This window comes from Streptomyces colwelliae (genome assembly GCF_048158785.1).
GTDB lineage: Bacteria > Actinomycetota > Actinomycetes > Streptomycetales > Streptomycetaceae > Streptomyces.
This window is the reverse complement of sequence record NZ_JBLTJC010000334.1, coordinates 1-11,514: the sequence shown is the minus strand read 5'-3', so window position 1 is coordinate 11,514 and position 11,514 is coordinate 1. Positions and strand designations below refer to the sequence as shown.

The window sequence follows — 11,514 nt, the reverse complement described above, 5'->3', positions numbered from 1 at the left end:
CCCAGCAGCCGGGCGGAAAGCCGAACCTACTCAGCCAGAACCGCCTCCGCCTCCAACGTAACCCCCACCGCCTCCACCACAGCCGCGATCTTGAACGCCTCCTGGATCACGTCCCGTTCAACGCCTGCCTTGCGCAGCACCTGCTCGTGCGAGTCGAGACACATCCCGCACCCGTTGATCGCCGACACCGCGAACGACCACAACTCGAAGTCGACCTTGTCGACCCCGGGGTTGCCGATGACGTTCATCCGCAGCCCCGCGCGCAGGGTGCCGTACTCGTGGTCGGAGAGGAGATGACGCGTCCGGTAGAAGACGTTGTTCATCGCCATGATCGCGGCGGCGGACTTGGCCGCGCTGTACGCCTCCGGCGACAGGTTGGCCTTCGCCTCGGGCGCCAACTCCCGCAGCACGAGCGGCGACCGGGAGGCGATCGCCGTCGCGAGGACCGTGCCCCACAGCTGCTGGGCCGGCAGGTCGGAGTTGCCGATGACCGAACCGAGGTTGAGCTTCAGGTCCTTGGCGTAGTCCGGTATGGCGGACTTCAGGGTGTCCAGTGACATCTCAGGTCACTCCCCGGCCAGCAGCGCGCCCGCGTCGAGCGTGTCGTCGCCCTTGGTCCAGTTGCACGGGCAGAGCTCGTCGGTCTGGAGCGCGTCGAGCACCCGGAGGACCTCCTTCGGGTTACGGCCGACCGAGCCCGCGGTCACCATGGAGAACTGGATCTCGTTGTTCTGGTCCACGATGAACACCGCGCGCTTGGCGAAGCCGTCCTCGCCCTCGATGCCGAGGTCGCGCATCAGCTCGTGCCTGGAGTCCGCCAGCATCGGGAACGGCAGGTCGCGCAGGTCGTCGTGGTCCTTGCGCCAGGCGTGGTGGACGAACTCGGAGTCGCCGGAGAAGCCGAGCACCTGGGCGTCACGGTCGGCGAACTCGTCGTTCAGCCTGCCGAAGGCGGCGATCTCGGTGGGGCACACGAAGGTGAAGTCCTTGGGCCACGCGAAGACGATCTTCCACTTGCCCTCGTAGGTCTTGTGGTCGATCTGCTCGAACTCCTTGCCCTTCTCCAGCGAGACACAGGCGGTCAGATCGAACGACGGGAACTTGTCACCGACAGTGAGCACAGGCACTCCTTGCAGCGGAGAAGCACCCAAGCGGAATGGGTGCTTCTCGTGGTTTGGTCGGCCCCGATCCTGGCACAACGTGCATTGATTGTGGAAATAGCTACACTGGGTCGTGTTGATCGGAGGCGGTTATCAGTGACCGTTAGTAATACGAGTAAGAGGCGCCAGCCCAGCCTGGCGCAGCTGCGGGCCTTCTCCGCGGTCGCCGAGCACCTCCACTTCCGGGACGCCGCCGCCGCGATCGGCATGAGCCAGCCCGCCCTCTCCGGTGCCGTCGCCGCGCTGGAGGAGACCCTCGGGGTCACCCTCCTGGAGCGCACGACCCGCAAGGTGCTGCTCTCGCCCGCCGGTGAGCGGCTGGCCGTACGGGCGAAGGCGGTGCTGGAGGAGGTCGTGGCGCTGCTGGAGGAGGCGGAGGCGGTGCGGGCGCCGTTCACCGGGGCGCTGCGGCTCGGGGTCATCCCGACCGTCGCGCCGTATCTGCTGCCGACCGTGCTGCGGCTGGTGCACGACCGGTACCCGGACCTCGACCTCCAGGTGCACGAGGAGCAGACCGCGAACCTGTTGGAAGGGCTGACCACCGGGCGCCTCGACCTGCTGCTGCTCGCCGTGCCGCTGGGGGTGCCCGGCGTGGTCGAACTCCCGCTGTTCGACGAGGACTTCGTGCTCGTCACCCCGCTTGACCATCCCCTCGGAGGCCGGTCCGGCATCCCGCGCGAGGCACTGCGTGAGCTGAACCTGCTGCTGCTCGACGAGGGGCACTGCCTGCGCGACCAGGCGCTCGACATCTGCCGGGAGGCGGGGCGGGCGGACGCTCCGGTGACCACGACCGCGGCCGGGCTGTCCACGCTGGTGCAGCTGGTCGCCGGCGGGCTCGGGGTCACGCTGCTGCCGCGTACCGCCGTGCGCGTCGAGACGACCCGCAGCGACCGACTCCTCACCGGCTACTTCACCGAGCCCGCCCCGACCCGCCGGATCGCCCTCGCGATGCGCACCGGCGCGGCCCGCCGTGCCGAGTACCAGGAGCTGGCCGCCGCCCTGCGCGAGGCGCTGCGACCGCTGCCGGTACGGGTGTTGGGCGGCGGTGACCGCCCCGCACCGACCGGCCACTGACCCGCCCCCGTTCGGTCAAATGAGCGTCGGACAAAGGAAATCGAACGGCGGGAATTCTCAACTTCCGTCACCCGCAGGCAGGTAGGAAGAAAGCCGTCCGGAATATGCGCGCCGACTGATACACCTTCACCCCTCAGCGCTACACGTCAGTTGCGTGTACGAAAAGCCTAGGGGAGTGATGTCGGGCATTCGGGATTCCCTCGGCCGGGCCGGTCACGACCTGCTCGCGCGGGCTCTCGCGACCTGTGGGCGCGAGGAGTTCACCGGAGGACTGCGGGTGTCCGGCAGACCCGGCGGCACCTTCCATCTGCGCCGCGGACTCGTCGTCGCCGTGGAGAGTCCCGGTGCTCCAGGACCCGAGGCGCTGCTGCTGCGCTCCGGCCGGATCGGCGGCGAGCAATGGGCCGATCTGGTACGGGAGTCGGGCGGCACGCGCTGGCCGCTGGACGGGCTGGTCGCCCACGGGTACGCGGGCGCCGCCCAGTTGCGGATCGTGTGTGTGCTGGCCCTCCACGACGCGGCCTTCGCGGTCGTCGCCGGAGACGTCGACGACTGCGAACTCGCCCCGGAAGAGCGGCCGTTCGCCCCGGTCTCGCTCGGCGAGCCGTCGGCCAGGCTGCTCCAGGACGCGGCCCGGAAAGCCGCCGCGATCGCCGCGCTGCCGTATCCCGTACGCCCCGACCGGGAACGTCCGCGGCCCCCGGCCCGCGTCCTCGACGAGGCCGGACTCGGGGTGCTGCAACGGGAGTTGCTCGCCCAGGTCGACGGCCGCCGTACCGCTCGCGATCTCTCGTTCCGTACCGGGCGGGCGGTCTACACCGTCACCGCCGAGGTCGCGCGGATGCTCGCCGAGGGGCTGCTGGAGTGCGCGGACGCACCCGTGCCGATCGCGGTCCGGCTGCCGCCCGAGGCGCCTGTCGTACGCCGTCGTGAACCGGCGCCCGCGCCATCGCAGTTCACCGCGCCCACCACTCTGCCCCGGCGGAATCCGGGCGCCAGCGGCATCACCGAAACTCTCGTCCCCGAAAAGAGCGGGGCGGGTTGGAAAGGGTTCTTCCGGCTGCGGAACGGAACCCCGAAATGAACACCATGGACACAATGCGATCAGTTTTTAGGGGAGTTGAGTAAGTGGATCACAAAGCCCTGACATTGGAAATGCGCACCTTGCGGGAACAGGTGACCGGCATCACCGACACCGCGCTCACGGCGGCCGACGGGCTGCTCATCGCGGCCGACACCGCCGACACGATCGACCCGGAGGCCCTCGCCGCGCTGGCCGCGGCCGGCCTGGGACTGGCCCGGCGCACCGCCGCGGCCACCGACCGCGGCACGCTGCGCCAGACGGTGACGTACGGCAGTCACGGCTGCGCCGCGACCTACGCCGTCGGCGACACCGCGCTGATGGTGGTGCTCGGCGACGAGGGGATGGACGTGGACCGGCTGCACCTCGCGGCCCGGCCGACGCTCGACCGCATCGAGTCGATCCTCACTGAGAAGGCGTCAGAAGGAGTGTGAAGGGATGGCGACAAAACGTATGACTCCAGGATTCTCCGACCAGGTGATGGGCCTGGTCAAAACCCTCCGCACCGATGCCCCCGACTGTGTGGCCTCGGGTGTGGTCGACATGTCCACCGGCATGCTGCTGTCGTACGAGACCATCGACAACCACCCGCCAGAGGTCCTCGACCTGCTGGCGGGTGCGACCCTCGACCTGTTCCAGGGCCGGACGGTCGCGATGATCGAGGACGTCTTCAAGGAACGCCGCGGGATCACCAGTGACCACCACTACTTCCAGGAGATCCTCGTCAACAGCGAGAACCTCACCCATCTGTTCGTCCGGATGACCGAGCAACAGGACGTCGTCGCGGTGGTCGTCTGCCGCAAGTCCGTGAACGTGGGCATGCTCTTCGCCCAAGTCCGGCGCGTGGTGCGGGAGTACGGACTCTGAGACGCCGGTGAGACGAGCGGACGGCTGCGGGCGGACTACTCCGTGCGCAGCCCGTCCGGCCGCATCATCCGCAGCAGCGGCGGCAGGCTCAGCAGGGTCACCGCCAGGACCACCCCCGCGCCGATGCCGGACATCGCCAGCACACTGGCCCAGTCGATGCGCACCGCGGTGGCGCTCATCTTCAGCAGCACCGCGCCCAGCGTCAGCCCCACCACCGTGGCCAGCACCAGGCCGAGCCCGATCGGGATCGCCGTCTGCCACAGCACCGACAGGCTCAGCGTGCGCCGCCGGGTGCCGAAGGCGACCAGCGACGACAGCAGCTTCTTGCGCTCCCGCAACTGCTCCAGCTGCGACACCAGCAGACTCGCCCCGATGAGGAGCAGCACACAGGTGGCACCGACGAACAGCCCGGTGCGGATCGAACGGAACTGCGGCGACACGTCGTTGCTCGCCAGGGTGAACACGTCCGCCAGCGGGTCCATCGTCGCGACGGTGTTCCGTACGTAGTCGCTCGCGTCCGGCACCGACTGGTCCAGCGAGACGAACACCCTCTGGTCCAGGCCCTTCACCGCGCTCGCGGGCAGCGCGCCCGAGGTGATCAGCAGCCCGTCGCGGGCGTAGCCGGTCGGGTCCTCGCGCGGGGTCGCCGTCTTCACTCCGGCCGGTACCTTCCAGGCACCCGGTGCGCTCGGCATCTCGTCGTACGACGGGTCGAAGTACACCGTTCGGCCGGCGCTGGACAGCCGCTTCGTCATGGCGGCGGTCCCGCTGTCGCTGCTGGTGATCCGGAAGACGTCACCGTCGCGGCAGGCCGTCAGGCGGGCCACCTCACGCAGTTGGGCGCAGCTGCCGACGGCCACTCCCAGCTCGTCGTCCGGGTTCTTCGCCCGGTCGCCGACCGTGGTCTGCGAGACGGCCGACGTACCGCTCACGCCCTTGGTCCCCGCGATGTTCCGGTCGGCGTCGGCCAGCGAGGTGCCGCTGCCGACGGAGACCTCCATCTGGGCCCGGTTCAGGTCGTTGCCGGTCGGCTTGGTGTAGTCGCCCTGGACGCCGGAGAACAGCATCTGAAGGGCGATCGCCCCGGCCACCGCGACCGCGATGCCGTTGACCATCCGGGCGGCCGCACCGCTGCTCAACTGGAGCCTGCGGACGGCGAGTTGCCAGGACACCGAGCCGGAGTTCAGCCGGGCCACGGTGGCCTCGACGACCCAGGGCAGCAGCGCGGTGACACCGACGAGCAGCAGGACCGTGCCGCCGATAACCAGCCACTGGTTGAAGTTGCCGTTGGAGTCGCCCTTGCCGGTCATCGGGTAGAGCATCGCGAGGCCGGCCAGCGGCAGCAGCAGCCGCCACCACAGCCGGCGCCGCGGCGGCTTCGCCTTGCGGACCACGCCGAGCGGTTCGATGACGACCCCGCGCAGCGCCAACAGCGTCACCAGCACGGCCGCGGCCGGTACGGCGACGGCGACGAGCAGGGCGAGCGCGGGCGACGGGTTGAGGTCGCTGGGGTACAGGCTGATGTCCCGCACGTCGATGAGAGACGCCAACTGCCGCCCGGCCAGGAAGAATCCGGTGCCGAAGACGAGCCCGAGGAGCGCCCCCGCGAGCGCCTCGCCGCCCGCGATCCGGCGTGCCATCCGCCCGTCCGCACCGACCAGACGCAGGGCCGCGAGCCGCCGGTCCCGGCGCTCGCCGCCGAAGCGCACGGCTGCCGCGATGAACACGGCGACCGGCAGCAGCAGCACGACGAACACGATCAGGATCAGCAGGAGCAGCACCGGGTCCAGCTCGTCCGGCTGGCTGCCCGGCGAGGGCCCGTAGTAGTTGATGCGCTCGACGGTGCCCCCGGACTGACGCCCTTCCAGTCCCTTCCCGCCCGCGTAGTAGGCGAGTTCGGCGGGCCCGATGAGCCCTCGGTCCGCGATGGTGCCGGTGATCCGGTAGGGCAGCCGCTCGCGCAGCAGCTTCCCGGAGTCGGACTTCAGGAACTTGTCCAGCGCGGGGGAGACGACCATGTCGCCCACCGCGGGGAACTTCGCGACCCCCGGCGGCAGCGGAGCCTTGGCACCCTCGGGCTCCAGCAGCCGGCCGCGGACGTCCTTGCTGCGGAACGTGGTGTCCGTGTCGGCGACGATGACGGTGTTGTCCGCCTTCGCCAACTGCTTGCCGCTGTACGTGAAGTCCATCCGGGCGTTGCCGCGCGCGTCCCGCTCGGACAGCGCGTTCGGCAGTGCGGTCGTGAGCAGCAGCAGAGCCACCCCGAGCCCGACGCCGACGGCCGTCAGCACGGCCCGTACCCAGCCCTCACGCCCGCCGCCGAAGGCGAACCGCACCCCCATGGCCAGATCGGCCGCCCACTGACGCGAGTTCATACGGTGCGCTCCATGTCCCTGGACTTGCCGTCCCGTACGACGATCTCGCGGTCCGAGTAGGCGGCCACCCGGGCCTCGTGCGTGACCAGCACGACAGCGGCGTTGGTGGACCGGGCCGCCTCGGTCAGCAGCTCCATCACGCGCTCGCCGTTGAGCGAGTCGAGCGCGCCGGTCGGCTCGTCGGCGAACAGCACCCGCGGGCTGGTGACCAGCGAGCGGGCCACGGCGACGCGCTGCCCCTGTCCGCCGGAGACCTCACCGGGCCGCTTCTTCGCGAGGTCGTCGACCTCCAGCCGCTGCATCCAGGCGAGCGCGGTGCGCTCGGCCTCCTTGCGGTGCGTGCCGTTCAGCCGCAGCGGCAGGGCGACGTTCTCGACGCAGGTCAGCTCCGGCACCAACTGCCCGAACTGGAAGACGAACCCGAACTCCGAGCGGCGCAGCGCGCTGCGCTGGGCGTCGCTCATCGTCGCCATCTCCTGCCCGCCGTACATGATCGAGCCCGAGTCGGGCGGCACGATCCCGGCGAGACAGTGCAGCAGCGTCGACTTCCCGGACCCGGAGGGCCCCATCACGGCGACGACCTCACCGGGATGGATGGAGAACTCCGCGCCGTCCAGCGCGGTGGTCGGCCCGTAGGCCTTGCGCAGCTCATGGGCCGCGAGCAGGGAACCGGCGGGATGTGTCGTCACTTGGCCACCACCTCGGCGAGTTTGTCGAGGCGCGCGGCGGTGAGCTCCAGCCACCGCAGGTCGGCCTCCAGATGGAAGAGGGCGTGGTCGCAGATCAGCTGGTCCGCGAGATCGCCCTTGCGCTTGCGGTCGGTCAGGATGCGCATGCTGCGCAGATGCTCGGAGCGCTGCACGTCGAGGATCTCGCCCGCGTTGCGGTGGGTGAGCAGCGCGAGGACGACCTTGGTGTAGAGGGCCGACTGTAGATACGGCTCGGGCTTCTCCGGCGTAGCGAGCCACTTCTGTACGTCGGTGACCCCGGCGTCGGTGATCGCGTACCGCTTGCGCTCGGGACCGCCGCCCGCCTCGATCCCGTCGACCTCGACGAGACCGTTCTTCAGCAGTCGGGACATCGTCGAGTAGACCTGGCCGTAGTGCAGCGGCCGGTCGTGACCGAACTTCTCGTCGAAGGCCCGCTTCAGGTCGTAACCGTGACGCGGGCCGGACTCCAGGAGCCCCAGAAGGGTGTGACCGATGGACATGCCGAGCACTCTACACACGGGGTATACGCGGTGTGTATACGCACCGTGTGTAGATCATGGCGGGGGGTGTGGATCCGCAGGTGGGGGCCGATTGTCACGGTTCTGTCATTGAGGTGGCGCGGGCGGGCGGCCGCGACGGGGCAGCGGCCCGGCCTCACCGGGCAACCGACCCGCCTCCGCCAGAGCTCGCCGCAGCAGAAACTCGATCTGCGCATTGGCGGACCGCAGTTCATCACCGGCCCACCGGGCAACAGCCTCGTACACCGCAGGGTCCAGCCGCAGCAGCACCTGCTTGCGCTGCTGCGGCCGGCGCTTCGCCTCGGAGGGCTCGGAAGGTTCGGTCACTGGTAAAGGGTCCCCGTGTTCAGCACGGGCTGCGGCGCCCGGTCCCCGCAGAGCACCACCAAGAGGTTGGACACCATCGCCGCCTTCCGTTCGTTGTCCAGCTCCACGATGTCCTGCTCGGTGATCCGGGCCAGCGCGGCCTCGACCATGCCCACCGCTCCGTCGACGATCTGCCGCCGGGCTGCGACGACCGCACCGGCCTGCTGCCGCTGGAGCATCGCCGAGGCGATCTCGGGCGCGTACGCGAGATGCGTGAAGCGGGACTCGATGATCTGGACGCCGGCCGCCTCGACCCGCGCGCTCAGTTCGACGGCGAGCTTCTCGGTGATCTCCTCGGCGTTCCCGCGCAGCGACAACCCGCCCTCGTCGTGGGCGTCGTAGGGATACTCGATGGCGATGTGCCGTACGGCCGTCTCGGTCTGGGTGGCGACGAACTCGGTGTAGTCGTCGACCTCGAAGGTGGCCTGCGCGGTGTCGCGGACCTTCCAGACGACGACGGCGGCGAGCTCGATCGGGTTGCCGTAGGCGTCGTTGACCTTGAGGGCCGGGGTCTCGTGGTTGCGGACGCGGGTCGAGATCCTGGTGCGCGAGGTGAACGGGTTCACCCAGCGCAGCCCGTCCTGCCGGATCGTCCCCCGGTACCGCCCGAAGAGCTGCACGACCCGCGCCTCGCCCGGCGCGACCGTGTTCAGCCCGCGCATCGCGATGAACGCGGCGAGCAGGACGAGGATGCCGCCGATGATCAGCGCGGCCTTGGCGCCGCCCGCGTCGACCGCACCGGCTGTGACCAGCAGCCCGGCGGAGACGAGCAGCCCGGTCAGGCCGAGGACGAGCGCGAGCGCGCCGCCGATGCTGTGCGCGGCGAACTCCCGCACGCGCGGAGCGGGCATGGCGGGTACGTCTGCGGGTACTTCGGTGGTCATGGTGTTCCCCCGTAGCTTCGTTAAATCAAAGTGATAACACTTTACCCCGCTACGGCAACCCTCACCCCCTCTCGTACGTCGGTTCCATAAGGACGGGTGCTGATTGTCACGTCCGTAATGGACCGGATCGACAGGCCTTTGTCACAACTCCTGGTGTTAGCTTTCTGAGCTGACTTGACGGGCGAACCTGTGTGACACCACAGCACAAGAGAGCGAAGCGGAGCGGAACGGACTCATGGGACGAGCGGAAGAGAGACGAGCGCGCCAACGCGGTGGCCACCGCGCGGCGCCCAAGACCCGCCGCTCGTCGGGGGCGGCCCAGAACGCCTCCCCCGACACCGGAGCCGCGGGCGCGAAGGACGGCAAGGGCGGCAAGAACGGTAAGAGCTTCATACGCAGGCTCTTCACCTGGAAGAAGATCCTCGGCACGTTCCTCGGTCTCTGCCTGCTCGGGATCGGCGCGTTCATCGTGCTCTACATGATGATCAGCATCCCCGCGGGCAACGCCGACGCGAAGCTCCAGAGCAACGTCTACAAGTACAGCGACGGCTCGGTCATGACCCGCCAGGGCGATGTGAACCGCGAGAACGTCGACCTCTCGCAGGTCCCGAAGGACGTCCAGAGGACGTTCGTCGCCGCCGAGAACAAGACCTTCTACAGCGACGCCGGCGTCGACCTCAAGGGCACCGCCCGCGGTCTGCTCAACACGCTGTCCGGCAAGGGCGCGCAGGGCGGTTCGACGATCACCCAGCAGTACGTCAAGAACTTCTACCTGACGCAGGACCAGACCGTCACGCGCAAGCTGAAGGAAATGGTCATCTCGCTGAAGCTGGACCGCGAGAAGTCCAAGGACTACATCCTCGCCGGGTACATCAACACCAGTTACTACGGCCGTGGCGCCTACGGCATCCAGGCCGCCGCCCAGGCCTACTACGGCAAGGACGCCAAGGACCTCACCGTCCCGCAGGGCGCCTATCTCGCCGCGCTGCTCCAGGCGCCGAGTCAGTACGACTGGCAGGCCGCGACCGACACCGGCCGGAAGCTGGTGCAGGCGCGCTGGAACTACGTCCTGGACAACATGGTCGAGCAGGACTGGCTGAGTTCCACCAAGCGCGAGGCCATGACGTTCCCGGTCCCGAAGGAGCCCAAGGCCGAGCCCGGCATGGAGGGCCAGACCGGCTACATGGTGTACGCCGCCGACCAGGCCCTGGAGAAGCAGCTGATCGCCTCGGGGCAGGCCGCCAACGCCAAGGACGCCGAGACGCTGGTCAGCGCGGGCGGCTGGACGATCACGCTCAACATCGACAAGAAGAAGCAGGCCCAGCTGGAGAAGTCGGTCAAGTCCCAGCTGACCAGCAAGCTCGACAAGAAGAAGCGCAAGGTCGACGGCAACGTCCAGCCCGGCGCGGTCTCCGTGAACCCGAAGACGGGCGCGGTCGTGGCGATGTACGGCGGCTCGGGCTACACCGAGCACTACACGAACAACGCGACCCGCACCGACTACCAGCCCGCCTCCACCTTCAAGCCGGTGATCCTGGCGGCGGCCCTGGCCGACGAGGCCAAGACACAGTCCGGCAAGACGATCACGACCAACACGCTCTACGACGGCACCAGCAAGCGCCCGGTCGTGGGCAGCGACATCGCGTTCGCGCCGGAGAACGAGGACGACCAGGACTACGGCAAGGTCACCGTCCAGACGGCGATGAACAAGTCGATCAACTCCGTCTTCGCGCAGCTCGGTGTCGACGTCGGCATGGACAAGGTCATGAAGACGGCGGCCCAGCTGGGCATGGACCCCGGCGACCTGAAGGCCGTACCGGCGCAGACCCTCGGCACCATGGGCGCGAGCCCGCTGGAGATGGCCGGCGTCTACGCCACCTTCGACAACCACGGCAAGAAGGTCACCCCGGCGATCATCAAGTCGGTCGCGCACAACACGCGCACGGTCACCATGCCGAACCCGATCGGCGCCCAGGTCATCCCGCGCGAGGCCGCCGACACGGTGTCCTCGGTGCTGACCGGTGTGGTCGACGACGGTACGGCGAAGCAGTCGGTGGCCGAGAACAGCAAGCGTGACGGGCAGCAGGTCGCGGGCAAGACGGGTACGTCCGACAACAACAAGTCGGCCTGGTTCACCGGCTACACGCCCGACCTGGTCACCTCGGTGGGCCTGTTCGGCGAGGACGCCAAGTCCCACGATCAGGTCACGCTGACCGGTGCGACCGGCCTGATCACCGCGGGCGGCGGCCGTATCAACGGTGGTGGCTACCCGGCGCAGATCTGGGCGACGTACATGTTCGGAGTGACCAAGGCGAACGGCAAGTTCGACCTGGACACCGACCAGGGCGCGGCCGTCGAGCCGACGTACACGCCCACGCCGACCCCGACCCCGACGGTGACACCGTCCGAGACGCCGACGACCAAGTCGCCGTCCCCGACCCCGACGACGGAGTCACCCACTCCGTCGTCGGGGTCGGGG

Annotated in this window: 12 protein-coding genes; 5 read left to right on the top strand and 7 right to left on the bottom strand. The window is 69.1% G+C overall.

The window, feature by feature from the left end; translation table 11 throughout:
• Window positions 1-26: 26 nt before the first annotated feature.
• Window positions 27-560 (bottom strand): alkyl hydroperoxide reductase, encoded by a 534-nt coding sequence (locus ACNFOC_RS42255; RefSeq protein WP_019058498.1) that lies wholly within the window; start codon window positions 558-560, stop codon window positions 27-29.
• Window positions 561-566: 6 nt separating this feature from the next.
• Complete coding sequence (locus tag ACNFOC_RS42250; RefSeq protein WP_416964323.1) at window positions 567-1,121, bottom strand: peroxiredoxin; 555 nt, start codon at window positions 1,119-1,121, stop codon at window positions 567-569.
• A 135-nt stretch (window positions 1,122-1,256) separates the two neighbouring features.
• Between ACNFOC_RS42250 and ACNFOC_RS42245 the strand changes: the two genes are divergently transcribed.
• The 4 genes from ACNFOC_RS42245 to ACNFOC_RS42230 all read left to right on the top strand — a co-directional run bounded on the left by ACNFOC_RS42245 (window position 1,257) and on the right by ACNFOC_RS42230 (window position 4,182).
• Complete coding sequence (locus tag ACNFOC_RS42245; RefSeq protein WP_416964322.1) at window positions 1,257-2,234, top strand: LysR substrate-binding domain-containing protein; 978 nt, start codon at window positions 1,257-1,259, stop codon at window positions 2,232-2,234.
• Window positions 2,235-2,412: 178 nt separating this feature from the next.
• A complete protein-coding gene (locus ACNFOC_RS42240; protein WP_416964321.1) occupies window positions 2,413-3,318 on the top strand; it encodes a MarR family transcriptional regulator in 906 nt (301 codons plus the stop codon).
• A 71-nt stretch (window positions 3,319-3,389) separates the two neighbouring features.
• Entirely contained in the window at window positions 3,390-3,749 is a 360-nt protein-coding gene (locus ACNFOC_RS42235) for a roadblock/LC7 domain-containing protein (RefSeq protein ID WP_019058494.1), read from the top strand.
• A gap of 4 nt (window positions 3,750-3,753) precedes the next feature.
• Window positions 3,754-4,182, top strand: a complete 429-nt coding sequence (locus ACNFOC_RS42230) for a hypothetical protein (protein ID WP_026150674.1) — start codon at window positions 3,754-3,756, stop codon at window positions 4,180-4,182.
• A 35-nt stretch (window positions 4,183-4,217) separates the two neighbouring features.
• Here the strand turns inward: ACNFOC_RS42230 and ACNFOC_RS42225 are convergent, their stop codons facing one another.
• The 5 genes from ACNFOC_RS42225 to ACNFOC_RS42205 form a co-directional block, all read right to left on the bottom strand.
• The gene (locus tag ACNFOC_RS42225) at window positions 4,218-6,557 is read right to left on the bottom strand and encodes an ABC transporter permease (RefSeq protein WP_416964320.1); all 2,340 of its coding nucleotides are present in this window, start codon (window positions 6,555-6,557) and stop codon (window positions 4,218-4,220) included.
• Window positions 6,554-7,246, bottom strand: a complete 693-nt coding sequence (locus ACNFOC_RS42220; RefSeq protein ID WP_416964319.1) for an ABC transporter ATP-binding protein — start codon at window positions 7,244-7,246, stop codon at window positions 6,554-6,556. The genes ACNFOC_RS42225 and ACNFOC_RS42220 overlap by 4 nt, the downstream gene beginning before the upstream one ends.
• Window positions 7,243-7,767, bottom strand: coding sequence for a PadR family transcriptional regulator (locus tag ACNFOC_RS42215; protein WP_416964318.1), 525 nt, complete (start codon window positions 7,765-7,767; stop codon window positions 7,243-7,245). The genes ACNFOC_RS42220 and ACNFOC_RS42215 overlap by 4 nt, the downstream gene beginning before the upstream one ends.
• 105 nt (window positions 7,768-7,872) lie before the next feature.
• Window positions 7,873-8,112, bottom strand: a complete 240-nt coding sequence (locus ACNFOC_RS42210; protein ID WP_416964317.1) for a type II toxin-antitoxin system antitoxin — start codon at window positions 8,110-8,112, stop codon at window positions 7,873-7,875.
• Window positions 8,109-9,035, bottom strand: a complete 927-nt coding sequence (locus tag ACNFOC_RS42205; RefSeq protein WP_416964316.1) for an SPFH domain-containing protein — start codon at window positions 9,033-9,035, stop codon at window positions 8,109-8,111. Before ACNFOC_RS42205 ends, ACNFOC_RS42210 begins: the two co-directional genes overlap by 4 nt.
• Before the next feature lie 235 nt (window positions 9,036-9,270).
• Here ACNFOC_RS42205 and ACNFOC_RS42200 point away from each other — a divergent pair.
• Window positions 9,271-11,514 (top strand): transglycosylase domain-containing protein (locus ACNFOC_RS42200; protein ID WP_416964315.1); only part of this gene is annotated, 2,244 nt, incomplete at its 3' end.

Excerpts from the sequence above, each read along its gene's own strand:
- ACNFOC_RS42230 (WP_026150674.1), top strand. The coding sequence starts at position 3,754 with ATGGCGACAAAACGTATGACTCCAGGATTCTCCGACCAGGTGATGGGC.
- ACNFOC_RS42215 (WP_416964318.1), bottom strand. The coding sequence starts at position 7,767 with ATGTCCATCGGTCACACCCTTCTGGGGCTCCTGGAGTCCGGCCCGCGT.
- ACNFOC_RS42240 (WP_416964321.1), top strand. The coding sequence starts at position 2,413 with ATGTCGGGCATTCGGGATTCCCTCGGCCGGGCCGGTCACGACCTGCTC.
- ACNFOC_RS42235 (WP_019058494.1), top strand. The coding sequence starts at position 3,390 with ATGCGCACCTTGCGGGAACAGGTGACCGGCATCACCGACACCGCGCTC.
- ACNFOC_RS42255 (WP_019058498.1), bottom strand. The coding sequence starts at position 560 with ATGTCACTGGACACCCTGAAGTCCGCCATACCGGACTACGCCAAGGAC.
- ACNFOC_RS42205 (WP_416964316.1), bottom strand. The coding sequence starts at position 9,035 with ATGACCACCGAAGTACCCGCAGACGTACCCGCCATGCCCGCTCCGCGC.
- ACNFOC_RS42225 (WP_416964320.1), bottom strand. The coding sequence starts at position 6,557 with ATGAACTCGCGTCAGTGGGCGGCCGATCTGGCCATGGGGGTGCGGTTC.